This window comes from Desulfofundulus sp. JL263-se (assembly GCF_056316025.1).
On sequence record NZ_CM149993.1, the window covers coordinates 1,531,791 to 1,550,478 of the forward strand.

General features: G+C 49.1%; 19 protein-coding genes. All 19 read left to right on the top strand.

The genetic code is table 11. The features are described 5' to 3' along the window. The first annotated feature begins 202 nt into the window (after window positions 1–202). Complete coding sequence (locus ACX4JR_RS07730; RefSeq protein ID WP_476060426.1) at window positions 203–1,171, top strand: MBL fold metallo-hydrolase; 969 nt, start codon at window positions 203–205, stop codon at window positions 1,169–1,171. Window positions 1,172–1,451: 280 nt separating this feature from the next. Continuing rightward, window positions 1,452–2,195, top strand: a complete 744-nt coding sequence (locus ACX4JR_RS07735) for a histone deacetylase family protein (RefSeq protein WP_476060427.1) — start codon at window positions 1,452–1,454, stop codon at window positions 2,193–2,195. Window positions 2,196–2,239: 44 nt separating this feature from the next. After that, entirely contained in the window at window positions 2,240–2,827 is a 588-nt protein-coding gene (gene mobA, locus ACX4JR_RS07740; protein ID WP_476060428.1) for a molybdenum cofactor guanylyltransferase, read from the top strand. Window positions 2,828–2,855: 28 nt separating this feature from the next. After that, the gene (locus tag ACX4JR_RS07745) at window positions 2,856–3,386 is read left to right on the top strand and encodes a YqeG family HAD IIIA-type phosphatase (protein ID WP_476060429.1); all 531 of its coding nucleotides are present in this window, start codon (window positions 2,856–2,858) and stop codon (window positions 3,384–3,386) included. Window positions 3,387–3,411: 25 nt separating this feature from the next. Further along, the gene (aroE, locus tag ACX4JR_RS07750) at window positions 3,412–4,299 is read left to right on the top strand and encodes a shikimate dehydrogenase (protein ID WP_476060430.1); all 888 of its coding nucleotides are present in this window, start codon (window positions 3,412–3,414) and stop codon (window positions 4,297–4,299) included. Between the two features lie 22 nt (window positions 4,300–4,321). Beyond that, window positions 4,322–5,077, top strand: coding sequence for a prepilin peptidase (locus tag ACX4JR_RS07755; protein ID WP_476060431.1), 756 nt, complete (start codon window positions 4,322–4,324; stop codon window positions 5,075–5,077). Window positions 5,078–5,152: 75 nt separating this feature from the next. Further along, window positions 5,153–6,313: a chorismate synthase gene (gene aroC / locus ACX4JR_RS07760; RefSeq protein WP_476060504.1), complete on the top strand. Its 1,161-nt coding sequence runs from the start codon at window positions 5,153–5,155 to the stop codon at window positions 6,311–6,313. 23 nt (window positions 6,314–6,336) lie between these two features. Beyond that, on the top strand, window positions 6,337–6,852 hold the full coding sequence (locus ACX4JR_RS07765) for a shikimate kinase (protein WP_476060432.1): 516 nt from the start codon (window positions 6,337–6,339) through the stop codon (window positions 6,850–6,852). Continuing rightward, the gene (gene aroB / locus ACX4JR_RS07770; protein WP_476060433.1) at window positions 6,852–7,934 is read left to right on the top strand and encodes a 3-dehydroquinate synthase; all 1,083 of its coding nucleotides are present in this window, start codon (window positions 6,852–6,854) and stop codon (window positions 7,932–7,934) included. Before ACX4JR_RS07765 ends, aroB begins: the two co-directional genes overlap by 1 nt. Window positions 7,935–7,975: 41 nt before the next feature. Further along, window positions 7,976–9,715, top strand: a complete 1,740-nt coding sequence (gspE, locus tag ACX4JR_RS07775; RefSeq protein ID WP_476060434.1) for a type II secretion system ATPase GspE — start codon at window positions 7,976–7,978, stop codon at window positions 9,713–9,715. Continuing rightward, window positions 9,705–10,796: a type IV pilus twitching motility protein PilT gene (locus tag ACX4JR_RS07780; RefSeq protein WP_476060435.1), complete on the top strand. Its 1,092-nt coding sequence runs from the start codon at window positions 9,705–9,707 to the stop codon at window positions 10,794–10,796. The genes gspE and ACX4JR_RS07780 overlap by 11 nt, the downstream gene beginning before the upstream one ends. Before the next feature lie 143 nt (window positions 10,797–10,939). Then, window positions 10,940–11,914: a type IV pilus biogenesis protein PilM gene (gene pilM / locus ACX4JR_RS07785; RefSeq protein WP_476060436.1), complete on the top strand. Its 975-nt coding sequence runs from the start codon at window positions 10,940–10,942 to the stop codon at window positions 11,912–11,914. A gap of 15 nt (window positions 11,915–11,929) precedes the next feature. Further along, a complete protein-coding gene (locus ACX4JR_RS07790; RefSeq protein WP_476060437.1) occupies window positions 11,930–12,598 on the top strand; it encodes a PilN domain-containing protein in 669 nt (222 codons plus the stop codon). Between the two features lie 25 nt (window positions 12,599–12,623). Beyond that, window positions 12,624–13,412 carry a type 4a pilus biogenesis protein PilO gene (gene pilO, locus ACX4JR_RS07795; RefSeq protein ID WP_476060438.1) on the top strand — a complete coding sequence of 263 codons (789 nt, stop codon included), beginning with the start codon at window positions 12,624–12,626 and terminating at the stop codon, window positions 13,410–13,412. Window positions 13,413–13,437: 25 nt separating this feature from the next. After that, entirely contained in the window at window positions 13,438–13,950 is a 513-nt protein-coding gene (locus ACX4JR_RS07800) for a type II secretion system protein (protein ID WP_476060439.1), read from the top strand. Between the two features lie 60 nt (window positions 13,951–14,010). Then, window positions 14,011–15,690 carry a GspE/PulE family protein gene (locus ACX4JR_RS07805; RefSeq protein ID WP_476060440.1) on the top strand — a complete coding sequence of 560 codons (1,680 nt, stop codon included), beginning with the start codon at window positions 14,011–14,013 and terminating at the stop codon, window positions 15,688–15,690. Window positions 15,691–15,706: 16 nt separating this feature from the next. Further along, window positions 15,707–16,930 (top strand): type II secretion system F family protein, encoded by a 1,224-nt coding sequence (locus ACX4JR_RS07810; RefSeq protein ID WP_476060441.1) that lies wholly within the window; start codon window positions 15,707–15,709, stop codon window positions 16,928–16,930. A 44-nt stretch (window positions 16,931–16,974) separates the two neighbouring features. Further along, window positions 16,975–18,087, top strand: coding sequence for a type IV pilus modification PilV family protein (locus ACX4JR_RS07815; protein ID WP_476060505.1), 1,113 nt, complete (start codon window positions 16,975–16,977; stop codon window positions 18,085–18,087). Window positions 18,088–18,100: 13 nt separating this feature from the next. Further along, window positions 18,101–18,688 carry a prepilin-type N-terminal cleavage/methylation domain-containing protein gene (locus ACX4JR_RS07820; protein ID WP_476060442.1) on the top strand — a complete coding sequence of 196 codons (588 nt, stop codon included), beginning with the start codon at window positions 18,101–18,103 and terminating at the stop codon, window positions 18,686–18,688.

Below are 18,688 nucleotides of genomic sequence, written 5' to 3' on the forward strand. Positions count from 1 at the left end.
TGATTTTCTTTCTTTTTTTATTGAAGGCGTACTTTTTCATAAACCAGCGGGTTGCCCCTTCCGTATTTTCAAATTATGTAAATTGAGGAAAAAAGAAACCGTTATCCAGTTAAAGATAAAAGCGGTAAAAATTTAAAGGTGTTGGGAATACTCTGTAGAATAAATGCAGGTAGGAATAGGCTCTTTTGAGGAGGGTTCCATTTTGTGGGAGGAAATTTTACCCGGCTTGTATAAACTGGAAATCCCCTTGCCCAATAATCCCTTGAAGGCTCTGAATTCCTATGTGTTAAAAGGCCGGGAGCGAAATTTAATTATTGATACGGGGATGAACCGGGAGGAATGTAAAAGTGTTATTCTTTCGGGACTCAAGGAGCTTGAGGTGAATTTGAGACAGACCGACTTTCTTATTACTCACATGCATGCAGACCATTCAGGCCTGGTTTCGGAACTCTGCACTGAAACATCAACAATATATTGCAGTGAGGCTGACGCCAGAATTATCAACCACGGCGTTCGCTGGGACGACATGCTCGACTTTGCCCGTTTGAGTGGTTTTCCCGAAAATAAGCTGCAAGAGGCTTATAAAAAACATCCCGGTTATAAATACAGCTCCAGGGGATACCTGAATTTCCGGATCATAAAGGAAGGTGACATTATAACAATTGGGAACTACCTGTTTAAGTGCATTGAGACTCCCGGCCATACTCCGGGCCATATGTGCCTTTATGAACCCCAAAAGAAGATACTGGTAGCGGGGGATCATATTCTAAGTGATATAACACCCAACATTTCACTGTGGTCTGATGAAGGGGATCCCCTGGATGAATACCTCAAAAGCCTTGATAAAATCCATAAATTCGATATCCGGCTGGTATTACCCGGGCACCGGAAACTTTTCAAGGACTGTAAAAAGAGAATTCAAGAACTGAAATTACATCACCGGAAAAGAACGGAAGAAGTTCTCTCCATCCTGAAAAAGGGCAGCCGGGATGCTTTCCAGGTGGCGTCGCAAATAAGCTGGGACTTGACCTATGCTTCCTGGGACCTGTTCCCTGTCCCGCAAAAATGGTTTGCCACCGGGGAGGCTATTGCTCACTTGAAATATCTCGAGAGAAAAGGAAAAGTAAAAAGGCAAGAGGAAGAAGGGAAGATGGTTTATGCTCTTAATTAATCATGTCCTGGGAAAAACCGGCCATCACTTTTGATGGCCGGCCTTTCAATTTTTAACCGTCCTTGAATTGGTAAACCTAATTAGGACCGGTAAAATGCCCCTGCATTTTACGTTCAAAACATAAACTGCAAACATTATTCTCTGGTGGATAAAAAGGATCCGTATTTCTCTTTCTTACAAAATTGATTATACTTATTTTTAAGGATGGATGTGGTTAAGTTGGAAACAAGGGTTCGTGGAAGGAAAAAGTTGTTGTATAAATTTCAAGTGGGGGGAAACTATGAAGGTTGTTTTCCATGAACGTTACCGGGAGGTTTATGCCGGAGATCCGGCTGCGGCCCCCGGCAGGTTGGACGGCATAGTGGAAGAGTTGCGTGATAGTTTTGAATTTGTGGAGCCGGCTCCCGCCACCGAAGCAGATTTGTTACTGGTGCACACCCAAAGACACCTGGAGCGAATAAAAAAGCGCGAACTTCTTTACGAAATTGCTGTTTTGGCGGCCGGGGGTGCCATTGAGGCAGCCCGGCTGGCCCTCCAGGGCGAGCCCGCCTTTGCTTTAATCAGGCCGCCCGGCCACCATGCCAGTCCTGACTCCTGCTGGGGCTTTTGCTGGTTTAACAATGTGGCCGTAGCGGTGGAAAAGGTGAGGCGAAGCGGAAAAATTGAGAAGGCTGTAATTATAGACATTGACCTGCATTTCGGAGACGGCACCAATAATATATTTGCCCCAAATCCCCACGTAAAGTATTACCATCTTGACAGTATAAACGAGCTGGAAAACTTTCTCCGGAAGGCGGGGAAGCATGATTTGGTGGCCATATCTGCCGGCTTTGACCGGCACGTGGCTGACTGGGGCGGATTGCTTAAAACCGATGACTATACCACCCTGGGCGAAATAATAGGCTCCTATGCCAAAGAGACATGTGACGGAAAAGTATTTGCTGTTTTAGAAGGCGGCTATAATCATGACGTTCTGGGTAAAAATGTAAAGGCCTTGCTTAAAGGATTACAGAAAACGGTATGAAATATACAATTAGGGGGCTGCACATGCAAACAACCGGCATCATAATGGCAGGAGGAAAAAACAGCCGCATGGGCGCGCAAAAGGCCTTTTTGCGGGTGGGAAAGGAAACCATGTTGGAAAATGCCGTCCGGCAGCTGGAAAAGGTGGTAGATCATATAATGGTTGTGACCACGAGGCCGGAGGCCTTCTCCCACCTGGGGCTGGATATCGTTACCGATATTTTTCCGGAATACGGCCCCCTTGGCGGCATACACGCTGGGCTTACTTATTCCCCCTCGGACATAAACCTGGTGGTGGCCTGCGATATGCCCTTCATTAGTCACCGGTTATTGGAATACCTTCTCCGCCACGGAAAAGATTATGATGTAGTAATCCCCAGGTTGGGAAACTACCTGGAACCCTTGATGGCCTGTTATAATAAATCCTGCCTGGAAGTAATTGAAGAACACCTGCGGGCCGGCCGGCTGAAAATCACCTCCTTTTTCCCCCGGGTTAACGTTATGTATGTGGACCGGGAAAAAATTGCCCGGCTGGCCAACCCGGATTATGTATTTTTTAATGTTAATACCCCCCAGGACCTTGAGCGGGCAAGGGAAATAAAAAGAAAATTGGGGTTGTTGCGTAACATTTGAGTGCCGGATTGAGGGGGTTTTTTCTAAATTGCGGAAATGGCTTTATCCCAAAATGTACCTTTCTTCCCTTTTTGACCTGGATCCTGAAATACTTCGAAAAAAGGATATAAAAGCTATTTTACTGGATTTGGATAATACCATAGTGCGCCGGGACAGCCAGAGATTTGAGCCGGCGGTGGAAAAATGGCTTAAGGACCTGCAGGATCAGGGATTTTCCCTGGCCATTGTATCCAATAACAGCCCGGAAAGGGTGAATTCCCTGGCCGGCCCGCTGAATATACCCACCGTCAGCAGGGCAGTAAAGCCCATGAAACAGGCCTTTGGGCGGGCCCTGAACCTCCTTGGTGCCAGGCCGGAACATACAGCGGTGCTGGGAGATCAAATTTTTACCGACATCCTTGGGGGAAACCGCCTCGGTCTCTTCACTATTCTGGTTGCACCTTTAAAAGGAAAGGAATTTTGGGCCACGCGCATTTTCAACAGGCGCATGGAAAAGTTGATATTAATGGACATTAAGCGGAAGACCGCCGGGAAAACAGGGTGTATACTTTTAGATTGAATTATACCTGAAACGGGGTGGCTCCATGGGTCAAAGCATAAACGCGGGGACACGGGTATGCGCGCTTTTCGGGCACCCGGTTAAACATTCCTTTTCGCCCGTCATGCATAATACAGCCTTTACATACCTTGGATTAAATTACGTATACACGGCATTTGACGTTTTACCGGCCAACCTGGAAGCGGCTGTAAAAGCAATAAAAGTGCTGAATCTTGCCGGGGTGAATCTAACCATCCCCCATAAGGAAAAGGCTTTATCGTTCCTGGATTGTCTGGACCAAACGGCGGAACTGACCGGGGCGGTGAACACCGTCGTCAACCGGGAAGGTGAATTGGCGGGATATAATACCGACGGGCCGGGATTTATCCGCTCCCTTAAAGAAGACTGCTCCTTTAAAGCTGAAAACAAGGCGGCTCTCCTGGTGGGTGCCGGCGGCGCGGCCCGGGCTGTAGGCATGCAACTGGCACTGGCCGGGGCCTCAGTCATTGGCATTTTAAACCGCAGCAGCGAGCGGGCGACTTTCCTGGCGCGAAGCATTCAAAATTCCACGGGCACTCAGACAGTGGTACTGCCATGGCCAGGGGAAGGGCGCCCCGACGGAGATAGGGAGCTGGCTCATTTTTTTGAAAATGCAGAACTGGTGGTAAACTGCACCCCGGTGGGGATGCACGGCATGCCCGGACAACTGCCGCCCCTTCCGTACCACCTTGCCCGGCCCGGCCAGGTAGCCTACGACCTTGTTTATAATCCACCGGAGACCCCATTTATAGAAAAATTCAGACAAAGGGGCTGCACCACCGCCAATGGCATGGGGATGCTTTTGCACCAGGGAGCGCTGGCCTTTGAACTGTGGACAGGACAGCGGGCCCCTCTGAACGCGATGCGCAAGGTCCTGCTAAAATGTATCAAATAACTTTTAAAAAAGGGAAAAGAATATGCAACAACTGGCCTTTTATTTTATATCCTTTGTTTTTGGAACGGTAATAGGCAGCTTTTTAAACGTTTGTATCTACCGTATCCCTGCAGGCCGGTCCATTGTCACCCCGCCCTCCCACTGTCCCCGGTGCGGTACCAGGCTTGCCCCCCGGGATCTGGTTCCCCTTTTCAGCTATATTTTTCTGAAGGGTAAATGCCGTTACTGCGGTGCCCGTATATCGCTGCAGTACCCCGCTGTGGAATTGCTTACCGGTATGCTTTTTGTGGCTGCAGCATGGCGGTTCGGCCCTTCTCCGGACGCCGTGGGTGCCGTTGTGTTCTTTTCTTTCCTTATATCAGTATCGGTTATAGATATCCATCACCGCATTATTCCCGACGGCATAGTGCTGGCAGGTCTTTTCTCCGGCATACTTCTCAACTTTCATTCCCTCAATGCCGTGTATAACGGGCTCCTGGGCTTTTCCCTGGGAGGAGGGATATTGCTGCTGGTGGCCCTGGCTTCCCGCGGAGGGATGGGGGGCGGTGATATCAAGCTGGCCGCGATGATGGGTGTATACCTGGGCTGGCAGCATATTCTGCTCACGCTTTTCCTGAGTTTTTTATCTGGTTCAATTATCGGAATGGGTATGGTTTTTATTCGGAGTAAAACCCTTAAAGATGCCATTCCCTTCGGCCCTTTCCTGGCGGCAGGGGGAATAGTATCCACGCTCTGGGGAGATACAATAATATCCTGGTACCTGGCCCTTTTCATTTAGTTGATGCGTGGTATAAAATTATAAAAGACCTGGAAATAATCAACAAACAACCAGAGTTAAAGGAGGTAAAAAATTATTTTGCGATTTTTTACCGCCGGTGAGTCCCACGGCCCCGTATTAACCGCCATAATAGAGGGACTGCCGGCCGGCTTGCCTGTTACAGAAGAATATATCAATTTTCAACTGGCCCGCCGCCAGGGCGGTTACGGCCGTGGCGGGCGGATGGACATTGAAAAAGACCGGGTAAAAATACTCTCCGGCGTAAGGGGAGGCTTTACCCTGGGAAGCCCCGTAACCTTGCAAGTGGAAAACCGGGACTGGGAAAACTGGCGGCATATAATGGGCCCCGAACCGGACGCAGCCGCTGCAGAGCGGCGGGTTACCCGGCCCAGGCCGGGCCATGCAGACCTGGCGGGAGGGATAAAATACCGGCACAGGGACCTGCGTAACGTGCTGGAACGTTCCAGTGCCCGGGAAACGGCAGCCCGGGTAGCTGCAGGGGCCGTTGCCCGCAAGCTCCTGGAAGAGCTGGACATAAGCCTGCTGGGGGCCGTCATTCGCATCGGCAATGTTGAAACAAAGTGGCCCCAAGTGCCATTGAAAAATATTATTGATGCATTGGATAAATCCCAGTTGTTATGTCCGGATCCCGAGGCGGAAGAGCAAATGAAACAGGAAATTGACAGGGCCCGGGAAGCAGGAGATTCCCTGGGAGGTGTTTTCGAGATTCACGTCCACGGCCTTCCCGCAGGCCTGGGCAGCCACGTACACTGGGACAGGAAACTTGACGGGCGGCTGGCCGGGGCACTTATGAGCATTCAAGCCATAAAAGGGGTGGAAGTGGGCATGGGCTTTAAGGCCGCGGCCCTACCCGGCTCTGAAGTTCACGATGAAATTTTTTATGCCCCCGGCAAGGGGTTTTACCGTAAAACCAACCGGGCAGGGGGCATCGAGGGCGGTATGTCCAACGGAGAGCCCCTGGTACTGCGTGCCGCCATGAAGCCCATACCAACCCTGTATAAGCCCCTGCGCAGCGTGGACCTGGAAACAAAGAAAACAGTGGAAGCATCCGTGGAACGTTCCGATGTCTGCGCGGTACCTGCCGCCTGTGTGGTGGGAGAGGCAGTGGTGGCCCAGGTACTGGCCCAGGCGTGTTTGGAGAAATTCGGCGGGGACCACCTGGAAGAAATTAAAGAAAGAGTAGACAAGTATAGAGAACACATATTAAAATTTTAACAATTTGCAGGAAGGATGATGTTGTGAAAAACATTGTGCTCATTGGATTCATGGGCACCGGCAAGACCACCGTGGGCCGGCGTCTTGCCGCCAGGCTGAACAGGAAATTCGTGGATACCGATACTGCCATAGAGGAACTTACAGGCAAAAGTATTGTGGAAATTTTTCGCAAGGACGGGCCTATCCGCTTTCGCTCCGAGGAAAAATTGCAGGCTAAAAAACTGGCCGATAAGGAGAATCTGGTTATTTCCACCGGCGGGGGAATGGTACTTGACAAGGAAAACGTTGAACTGTTGAAGAAAAACGGTGTGCTCATTTGCCTTACCGCCGATCCGGAAGTCATTTATAACAGGGTGAAAAATAAAAGAAAACGCCCCTTGCTTCAAAAGGGTAATGTCAGGGAAACCATTTACGCGCTAATGAAGGAAAGGGATGGGGTCTATGATGTGGCGGAATTCACCGTTGATACCGCCGAAGGAACTCCGGACGAAACGGTGGATAAAATTATCAATTTTTTAAAAGAGAAAGGGTATATTTGATGAACTGTGTCAAGGTAGAGTTGGGAAAGCGCAGTTATGAAATTATTATCGGCAGCGGCATTCTTGAAAAAGCGGGGGAATACCTGGACCGGCTGGGCCTGGGAAAAAAGGTGCTGCTGGTAACAAGCCCTGTGGTTTACGGCCTTTACGGTGATGTAGTGCGCAAAAGCCTGGAAAGTCGCGGTTTTGCGGTTACCGTAAGCGAAGTTCCCGAGGGCGAAGAATATAAAAACCTGCGGGAGGCGGAGAAGCTCTATGATACAGCCTTTTCGGCAGGACTTGACCGGAACTGCCCCGTAATGGCCCTGGGCGGGGGAGTAGCAGGCGACCTTGCCGGGTTCGTTGCCTCCACCTACATGCGGGGAGTACCTTTCGTACAGGTTCCCACTACCTTACTGGCCCAGGTGGACAGCAGTGTAGGGGGCAAAGTGGCGGTAAATCACCCCCGGGGGAAAAATATAATCGGGGCCTTCTACCAGCCATGTATTGTTCTGGCAGATTTGAATACTTTAAAGACTTTACCGCCCAGGGAATTGAGGGCAGGTCTCGCCGAAGTCATCAAGTACGGGGTTATCAAGGACAGTCATTTCTTTGACTGGCTGGAGACCAACCTGGAGGCCCTGCTCCGGCTGGATTACCGGGCTCTGGCCGTGGCGGTGGAAAAATCGTGCCGGATTAAGGCCCGCATAGTGGAGGAAGACGAAACGGAAAAAGGTGTACGGGCCATTTTGAATTTCGGCCACACAGTGGGGCATGCCCTTGAATCTCTTACCAACTATAAGGTTTACCGGCACGGCGAAGCAGTGGCCGTAGGAATGGCTGCTGCCTCACGCCTGGCTGAAAAAATGGGTATTTTTGACGGCACCGGCAGGAAAAGAATTCAATCCCTGCTGCAGCGGGCCGGCCTGCCCACAGAAATTCCCCCGGAAATACAGGCCGGTGAACTGGTGCGCTGTTTTTACCGCGATAAAAAAGTAGTGTCTGAAAAACTTACCTTTGTACTGCCGGTAAGGATCGGACAGGTAATAATAAAAAGGAACTTATCAGAAAAGGATCTGCTCAAATTTTTTAAGCTGTTTTGATTACTTTTTACGCAAAGCTTTTGGAAAGGGCGGAAAACCCGGTGGCAAAAAAAAGCAGTTCCCAAAAAGTGCTGGGCGACCTGCTTATTGAGAGCGGCTTAATTAACGAAAAGCAGCTGGAACAGGCCCTCCAGGTGCAGCAAAAAACCGGTGAGCGCCTCGGGAAGGCGCTGGTCAGCCTGGGCTTTGTCACGGAAAAGGATATAATGGACATGCTTGAGACCCAGCTGGGCACCCGGCAAAGTACAATTAAATATGAACCCGAACGTGCGCTTTTAGTCACCTTGCCCGAAAACCTGGTTAAAAGGCACAAGGTAATCCCGGTTAAAAAAGAAGGTAAAAAACTTATTGTGGCTATGGCCGATCCCTTTAATGTGGAGGCTATTGACGACCTTCGCCTTGTTACGGGCAGCGAAATTGACCCACTGGTTGTGCCTGAAAAAGAAATTGAGTACCTTATCCAGAAATATTACGGGATAACCGACATAGATAAAACTTTCCGGGATTTTAAAGTGGTGGAATCCAATACCCTTCAAATTGACCAACCGGAAGAGAACCATGTTAACGAGGCACCTGTTGTCCGGCTGGTTAATTCAATAATTGTAAAAGGAATTGAAAATAATGCCAGTGATATTCACATTGAGTCGCAAGAGGATAGGGTGAGGGTGCGATATCGCATTGACGGAATCCTTCGCGATATAATGAACCTGCCCATACGATCCCGGACTGCCATAATATCCCGGGTAAAAGTATTGGCCGATTTAAATATAGCCGAGAAAAGGGTTCCCCAGGACGGGCGGATAAAGATCCGGTACCGGGATCGGAATATAGATTTGCGTGTTTCCACCATGCCCACAATATTCGGGGAAAAAGTTGTTATAAGGATTTTGGATAAGAAAAGCGGCATTCTTAATCTTAACCAAATTGGTTTCCAGGAAGAGAATTTGGTGCAGTTCAATAACATTATAAGAAGTTCATACGGCATGGTACTGCTCACCGGGCCCACCGGAAGCGGTAAAACCACCACCCTTTACGCGACCTTGAACGAACTAAACAGTCCAACGAAAAATATAGTTACCATTGAAGATCCTGTGGAATACGTCCTTGACGGGATTAACCAGATACAAGTAAACGTTAAGGCGGGCCTCACCTTTGCCACCGGTCTCCGTTCCATATTGAGACAGGACCCCGACATTATTATGGTGGGTGAAATTCGAGATGCCGAAACCGCCCGAATAGCGGTACAGGCTGCTACTACCGGACACCTGGTACTTTCCACACTACATACTACCGATGCTGCCGGAGCACTGGTTCGCTTAATCGACATGGGAATAGAGCCTTTCCTTGTTGCTTCTTCTGTTCTGGGGGTTGTGGCGCAGCGCCTGGTACGCAGAATTTGCTCCCGCTGCAGGCGGAGCTATTATGTATTACCGGGCACTTCCGAGTTTTTCTTTATGGATAACCCTAAAGAAAAAATAAAGTTGTACAGAGGTGTGGGGTGCAAATACTGTAATAATACCGGTTACCGGGGGAGAATCAGTATTCAGGAAATTTTGCCTGTTGCGGAAAAAATAAAGACTTGTATTGCAAAAAGGGCCCCGGCAGGTGAAATCAAGCGTATTGCACTGTCGGAAGGTATGGTTGTTTTGAAAGAAGATGGAATGCGCAAAGCATTACAAGGAATAACCACCATACAAGAAGTGATGAGGGTTACATATGAGATAGGGGACTCAATTAAACCAATTTACTGTTCCGGGGAGGAGCCAGTGAATGCAAATTAAGGAGCTTTTTAACCTGGCCTTTAAACTGGGTGCCTCGGATGTTCACCTGAGCGCGGGCAGCCCCCCGGCATTCCGGCTGCACGGGGAACTACTGCCCCTGGGAGCACCGGAATGGCGGGAGAAATATAACCTGGACCCCGGGCCGGGAAAAATTTTAAACAGGTACGATATGGAGAAATTTTGCCGGGAAATTATGAGCGAAGATCAATATGAAAAATTTATCCGCACGGGCGAATATGATTTTTCTTTTTCCCTGCCCGATGTGGGCCGCTTCCGGGTTAACGTATTTAAGCAGCGGGGAACGGTAGCCATGGCTGCCAGGCTTATCAGTTCCCGCATATATTCGTTCAAGGAACTGGGCCTGCCGGAAACTCTAACTGAGCTGGCCCGAAAGTCCTGGGGATTGGTTTTGGTAACCGGCCCTACCGGAAGCGGTAAATCTACCACCCTGGCGTCAATGATTGATGTGATAAATTCCAATTACAGGCGGCATATAATTACATTAGAAGATCCCATAGAATTTATACATACAAATAAAAAAAGTATTATTAACCAGCGGGAAATAGGGAACGATTCCCCTTCCTTTGCCAGTGCCTTAAGGGCGGCCCTGAGAGAAGATCCCGACGTCATCCTGGTAGGTGAAATGCGGGATCCGGAAACCATTGGTATCGCCATTACCGCAGCGGAAACCGGACATCTTGTTCTTGCTACTTTACATACTTCCGGTGCCACCCAAACAATTGACCGGATAATAGACGTATTTCCGCCGCACCAGCAGCAGCAAATAAGAGTGCAGCTGGCTGATACCCTCCAGGGCATCGTGGCCCAACAGTTGATTCCAAGGGCGGACAGGCCCGGCAGGGTGGCCGCAGTTGAAATAATGACGGTAACCCCGGCCATAAGCAACCTTATCCGTGAGGGGAAAACCCATCAAATAGTTTCCCACATTCAAACAGGGGCCAGGTTTGGCATGCAAACCCTGGAGATGGCCTTGTACCGCCTTTATAAAAATAATATTATAAGTAAAGAGGAAGTATTAGCCAGAACTTCAAATCCCCAGGCATTTACCAGGAAATTTTAGGTATATTTAAAAACAGATGATTTTCTGATCTATTGAAGAAGGAAATCAGTCGAAAAAAGAAGTAAATGTGAATAACTAACTGATTTACCAGAGATTTGGTGGCAGCGATGGCCTTGATAAATAAATTTACGTCAAAATTATTTATGGATTTCCGGGGAAAAATCATCCGGGTGATTCAAGGTCGCCCCGTGGATAACAACCTGAATTTTACCGTGGACAGCTTTGGCTCCGTTGTTCTGCCCGGACCGGTAGAGCCCGAAATGGATAAAAGTAATATAACTGCCGGTGCCGGGAAATTAAAACAATTTCTCAAGGAAAAAGGTATGCGGGCTACCAGGGTGATCGCCGGGCTGGGGCAGGCCGGGGTCATTACCCGCAGTGTGCGGGTGCCCAAAATGACGGCCAGAGACCTGGCCGGTATGATGAAACTGGAAATTAACGACTACCTTCCCGTAAGCCCGGAGGAATACGCTTTCGATTATAAAGTTGTGGACGAAACGGAGGAAGACGGCCGGGAATACCTGGAACTAATGGTGGCGGCAGTTAACCGCAAGCAGGCAGACCATTTTGCCATGTTACTTGAAAAAGCAGGGCTAAAACCGGTGGCATTTGATATATTGCCCAATACGTTATACCGCTTGTTCGGCCACATGCCGTATCGGGACATCCTGGTAATAGACGGGGATGAAGACGGCACCCGCCTGGCCATTTTCAAGGGCGGAACACTTTTTATGTATGCGGACGTTCCCTTTGCCGTCAGCCCGGGCGATAAAAATAACTTGTCCGCCCTGGCCGGGGAAATGGGCGGTTACCTGGATTATTTCTCGTCCCGCAACTTCGGAAAAACGGTGGACAACATTACTGTATTGGGCGAGTTGGCGAAGGTACCCGGCATTGACGAAACATTAGGAGAGTTTTTTCCTATCCCCGTTAACGTCGGCCTGTCCGAAGCGGGGCCCTTTGGTTTTAAGGGCAGGGCCTCTGATTTCCGGAGCCATGCAGCACTGTATGCCGGTGTTTTAGGGCTGATGATGAGAGAAAGTAATTACCGCCTCTCTGCCGCCGTGCCCGCAGACCAGGGAATCTCAAAATCCTCCGGAGCATCTTTCGGTACTTGAGGCGAGGTTTTACACTTGATAAACAAGGATATCAACTTTCTGCCGGAACGGGTAATCAGAGCAAGGGAAAGAAGAAGGAAAAACGTACTGTATGGTTTAGCGGGGATACTTTTTTTTGCAGCCCTGGGATGGGCAATTCTGCTTCCCTTCCGGGCTGCCTGTGATTACAAAAACGAGCTTGTCTCCGTAAACCGCGAAATAAGCAAGCTGGAACCGGCCAGGCCTGTTTACGAGAAAAAGCAAAAGCTGCTGGAAGAACTGAAAAGAAAAGAGTCAGCCGTAAGGGATATAGAAGCCCGGCAGCTAAAAGTTATTGATATATTAAGGCAGATTAATTCCATTTTGCCCAGGGACTGTTACGTTACATACCTGGCCGTGAAGAATAAAAAAGATTTCATTATTGAAGTGGTGACCGGCAATCCCGTGGAAACGGCCCGGGTTCTCGTGGGGCTGCGGAAGCTTGGATTGTTTGAAAAAGTGGAGCTGGCCGACGTGGGTGACGTCCCCCTTGGAGAAGAACCCCGGCCGGTTAAATTTGAACTGAAGTTCGCGGGTGCGGGCAGCGAAAAGAAGGAAGTGCAAAAAGAAAACACACAACAGGAAAATATTGACCTGGAAAAAAAGGTTGATGAAGAAAGAATGAGAATCCGGGAACTGAGGAAACTGCGGGAAGAGTTAAAATAATCGCCCGAAAAAGGATGAAGCATAAGTGAGACTACCGGGATTGCATGCTGTTAAATTGCCTGCCCCCAGCAAGCGGGAGATAATCCTGGCTGTGCTGGTCTTTTTGGCCTCTACCGCTGTCCTTTGCTACAGGTTTATCATCGAGCCCCAGTGGAATGAAGTAAAAAAATTGCAGGCGGAGCTGGACAGGCAAAAACAGGTATTGTATTTTAGAATCAAGGAGGGTTGGAATGACATTCCTGCCCTTGAGGCGGAATGTAAAGAACTCCAGCGGGAAATTCACAGCATTTATAAAAAAATCCCCAATGTAAAAAATGAACCCGGCATACTGGTGGATTTCTATAAAATGGCGCAAGCAAATTATGTTGTGGCAGAAACAGTGAAATTTGGCGAACTGAAGGAGGTGAAGGGTAAGAATTACAGTACTTTTACAGTTTCTATGGAACTGGCGGGCCGAAATGTGAATATATATAACTTTATAGAGGAGGTGGAGAATTATCCGAGGTGGAACAGGATAGCGGAGATAGAATTCGAACCCCAAAGCCCTTCCGAGAGCACTTGTTCCCTGACCGTGGAGTTCTACGTTCTCCATGAAGTACAGCCGGACCCGCTGGACTATCCCTTTATGGAAGGGGAATACGGAAAAGGCCGGCCTTACCAGATTTTCGGGGTTTACAAACAGGAAGAGGAAAAGTCTCCCCGGGAGCCCGGTGGTAACGGGGCGGCCTCTGCGGAGCCCGTGCAGGCCCTTTCAATGCGGGAAAGCAGTCAATTGACTGGCAGCGGACCTCAGGTTGCCCCGGTAAAAAAATAAACTTTTTAAAGGAGTGATTCTTTTTATGAGAAGGCTTCTCAAAAACAAAAAGGGTTTTACCCTGGTAGAGTTGATGATGGTTATTGCGGTAATTAGTATACTGGCGGCGGTGTTGATACCGAAGATAGGCGGAGCAAAGGATTCCGCAAAGGAAGCAGGGGTTGAAGTCAATCAAAGAATGGTTTTAGCTCACGCACAGAGTCTTATTCATAAATATGACTCCGATGAAATTGCTGATTTTGAGGATGCGCTAGCTGATAAATTGGGCAGTGACATTGAAAATCCATTTTCTAAAGACGTTACTGTACACGAGGGTGATAGTGTATCAACTCCCCCCGCTGTTATTTATAGAAGTGGCGATAATACGAGTAGTAATCCTTATAACAGCTCTTATTGGCCAAATAATGAGGAGGATTACAAGGGCTCTGTTGTATTTGCTGCATTCGAGGAAGACAGTATATTGAAGTGCCAAATCTTTTACTACGACGCCAATGGGAAAAAATGCAATGAAAAGTTCGTGGAAGAAATAGGGAACTAAATTTTAACGAATTTTACTGTTGCAACTCCCGGCAGCTGCTTTTTCGGTAGGTGTGTAGCAGTGAATAAACCCAAACTCCGCCTGGGTGACATGCTCGTCCAGGCGGGTATTATAACCCCGGAACAACTTCAAGAGGCCCTGGGCAAACAGCGCGGCACCGGCAAGCGGCTGGGCCAGATACTCTTGGAAGAAGGCTATATAACCCAGCAGGAGCTGACCAGGGTGCTGGAGGAACAGCTGGGGATTGAAAGCATAAACCTCAGGCAAACTGCCGTGGATTACAAAACGGCCCGGATGATTCCCGAAAACCTGGCCCGCCGCCACGTTGTCATTCCGGTCAGGGTGGAAAAAGGCCGGCTGCTCCTGGCCATGAGCGACCCCCTGGACCAGGTGGCCATCCAGGATGTGCGCCTCCTGGTCCAGAAGCCGGTCAAGCCCCTTTTGGCCAGCGGGGACGATATCATGGCCAGTATTGACATGGTGTTCGGCCAGGTCACGGCCGCCAAGGCCGCCGACGATTACCTGCAGTCCCAGGCCGGGGCGCTGGAAGGGCTGGGCGATGTGGCCCTGGACGTAAACGCCGCGCCCATTGTGCGCCTGGTTAATTCCATTCTGGAAAATGCCGTGCGCAACGGGGCAAGTGATGTTCATATTGAACCGGACCACGGCCAAATGCGGGTTCGCATCCGGGTGGACGGTATCCTCCGGGAGGTTTTGAATACCAGCCTCAGCGCCCACGGGGCGGTTTGCAGCCGCGTTAAGGTCATGGCCGGCCTGAATATTTCCGAAAGGCGGGTGCCCCAGGACGGGCGCATAATGTTTACCGTGGACGGGCGGGATATTGACCTGCGGGTTTCCACCATGCCCACCACCTACGGTGAAAAGATCGTCCTGCGTATCCTGGACCGGGCCAGTTTCCTGGTGGGTAAAGAAAAGCTGGGGTTGAGCCCGGGCGATGTTGAGAAATTCAACCGCCTTATCAGTAAGCCTTACGGCATATTGCTGGTCACCGGGCCCACCGGAAGCGGCAAAACCACCACCCTGTACTCCATGCTGGTGGAACTGAACGACGATAAAAAGAATATCATTACCCTGGAAGACCCGGTGGAAGTTGATATAAAGGGCATAAACCAGTCCCAAATTAACGTGCGGGCCGGCCTTACTTTTGCCGCAGGCCTGCGGGCCTTTTTGCGCCAGGACCCGGACGTTATCATGGTGGGGGAAATACGGGACTCCGAAACAGCGGAAATTGCCGCCCGGGCCGCCCTGACCGGCCACCTGGTACTGAGCACACTGCACACCAACGACGCTCCCGGGGCAGTAGCCAGGCTTGTTGATATGGGCGTTGAGCCCTATCTTATATCTTCTTCCCTGATCGGGGTGGTGGCCCAACGCCTGGTACGCAAGATTTGCCCTGAGTGCAGGCAAAGTTTTGAGGCCGGGGAGCGGGAAAAACGCATTTTGCACCTTCCCCTGGATGCGCCGTTGATCCTGGCTGCCGGGGTGGGGTGCGATTATTGTAATCAAACCGGCTACAAAGGGCGGACAGGTGTTTTTGAAATAATGGAAGTGGACAAGGAACACCGTTTACTAATAGATAAAAGGGCCTCCACCGAAGAGCTGCGGGATACCGCTGTAAAAAAGGGAATGACCCCTTTATGGGAAGACGCCCGCCGCAAAGTGTTAAAGGGCATTACCACCCTGGAGGAAATGCTCAGGGTTACCTATACAACTATCTGACAGGGGAGAAATGGACATGCCGGAGTTCAAATACCGGGCCATTGATTCCCAGGGGAAAATAGTAACCGGAATCCTTACCGGTGATGATATATGGGCTGTGAAGCAAAATATTAAGAGCGAGGGGCTATGGCCTGTTGAAATAGTCCCGAATAAAAGATTGTTTTCCACATTTGCCCGTTCCCCCTTGATATTTAAAAGGGAAATAAGCGGTCGCGCCCTCAGCCACTTTTGCCGCCAGCTGTCGGTCATCGTACGATCCGGGATTAACATACTGGACGGCCTGGAAATGCTGGCCCGGCAAACCCCCGAAAAAAGCCTGCGGGCGGAAATTAACCGTATTTACCGGGAAGTTCAGAAGGGCCGGACCATTTCCGAGGCCATGGACGACCCCGCTTCCCGGATTCCAAAACTTTTAAAAGGTATGGTGGCCACCGGTGAAGCCAGCGGTACCCTGGACGAAGTGCTGCAGAATATGTCCGCTTTTTACGAGCGCGAGCACCGCATCAAACAAAAAATTAAGTCCGCCTCCGTTTATCCCACGGTAATGGCCGTAATGGCCGTGGGCTTAATCGTTTTCTTTTTTAACTTTCTGCTGCCCCAGTTCATAACCCTGATTATTTCCAGCGGCGGCCAATTGCCGCTGTCGACAAGAATTGTAATCGCCGTATCGAATTTCACCACCAGGTATTCTTTACTAATTTTGGCGTCTTTATCGGGGCTGGCGCTTTCTTTGAAACTTTACTTCAACACCCCCAAAGGTCGTCTTAACAGGGATAAGTTGATCTCGCGTATACCTCTACTGGGCAATACCCTGCGCCATGTGGCTACCATGCGTTTTGCCCGGACCGGCTGCATTCTCATAAAAAGCGGCCTTCCCCTGCTGGAGGGATTGGAGTATATAAAACAAAATGTTAACAACGCCCTGGTGGAAACCGCCGTGGATTACGCCATCGACGGGCTGCAGAGAGGAGAACCCCTGGCCGCCAATTTAGCCAGGGCAAATTACTTCGACCCGCTGGTTATTCACATGTTCTCCATAGGAGAACAAACGGGGGAGCTTGAGCAAATTTTGGAAGAGATGGCCGATTATTATGAAAAAGAATCTGATGCCGGTTTCTCCAAGCTCCTGGCCATGGTGGAACCGCTTATGCTGGTTGTAATTGGCGGCATTGTCAGCACCATTATCATTTCCATTATGCTGCCCATGATGGATTTGGTGAGCCATATTAAACGCTACTAGCCTTTTAAAGAGGAGAGAATACTTTGCGTGTAACCGGCAATTTTTTGCATAATAACAGGGGTATCACGCTGGTAGAAATAATGATGGCTTTAGCAGTGTTCGGAATAGTGCTGGCTGTTTTTGCTTCAGCAATTAGAGGCTACAGCCGCATCAACAGCGATAATTTGGACCAGATGCGCATGGCGGAACTAGCGCGCGCCATAACAGAGCTGGTTAAAGCAGATCCTGATGAATACCCCGAAAACGGTACTTATGACAGTTACTTGCTGACCGGCGATTCTCACCCCAAATATACTGTCGGCATGAATATTGAAGATATCAGCGGCGAATTAGGCGAATTAGGCAAAATATTAAAGGCTACTGTCAGGCCCGAAGGCGAAGAACAAAGCAGCTATCCTGACCGTTTTGTTCTTGTTAGCTGGTTGCCAGATACCGGTGTCGTTCCCACCCCTGACCCCGGTACCGGCGGCCTCAGCGACCCGTACAACCCGGAAAATTGGATATATTCCAATGGTAAACCTTATAAAGAAGATGATGGATATTGGGATATTTCGTCAGGTGGAATATCCAGAACATCCAAGGGCGGTACAGGTCAAGGTGGAGAGGAAGGTGGAAAGGGTAGAAAGAAAGATAAAAAGGAAAAAATCAATTATAATTATATTTTTTATAAGTCGCCCTTTAATACTTTCGATTTCACTGTGAATTTAGAATTTAAAAAGCTTTCTTCCGTTCAAAATTCCGGAACGGGCATTGTGCTTAAAATTTATGACGGTGAGTCTTACGATACAGACAAATATGTTTATTATATGTACGGGGAGCACAAAAAAGATCCAAAAGTTTTCTTAAACTTTATAAAAGTTACGCCAGGTGGGAGTGAAGTTCAACCCGGCTTTCCTGTAGATTCAGATGTTCCGCTCACAACTTCCAATAAATATTACCTCCGGGCAATCACGACCCCCGGCGGATCGCTAACATTGAAATTCGGTCTTTGCGATCAGTCCGGCAATCCACAGCCCCCTGCTTCGTCCGTAGATGTCGCCTCCTTTAACCCATCACTCTCCAACGATTACTTGTTAGGTTTATTTGATGAAACAGCCGGGTCGGTCAATTCAATTTTCACTATTCCTCCTTCCGTAAATGACTGCAAGTTGCAGTGATACAGGTGATGGAATGTTAAAGTTGCTGCGAAATAACCGCGGGTTCACTCTTATTGAAATAACGATGGCAGTTGCTTTATTGGGGATCGCCATTACTATTTTTTACGAGTTCATCGGCTTTAATTTTAAATTCTTGAACAGCCGCAACATCGAACATGATTCTTACCTTCAAGCCAGAACCGCCATGCTGAAACTGACAGAATTCATGCATAAATACCAGACCTTCAAGATGAATGAAACAGGCGACATAGTTACAGCAGTCGATAATGACGGCAATCCTGTAACTGACGCTGGCGGCACCATCATGGGGATAGATTTCCGCAAGGACATTCCAGACACCAACTGTAACTATCACTACTATTGTCCCCCGGGTGATACCGGGCAATTAAAGTCCAGCGGCAGTGTAGTAGCAGAAAATATCGAGATTTCAGTAGAGCCACTGAATGTTAACCCTGAAAACCATCTGGAACTAATAATTACCGATCCTGCAGAAGCTCAACTTATACGAATCACCGTCGAGGCATACCCGGAAGACGGCGAGGACAGTTCTGTAAAATTGTCTACAATACTGAGGCTTGACCGCAAAAGGACTACACAATAA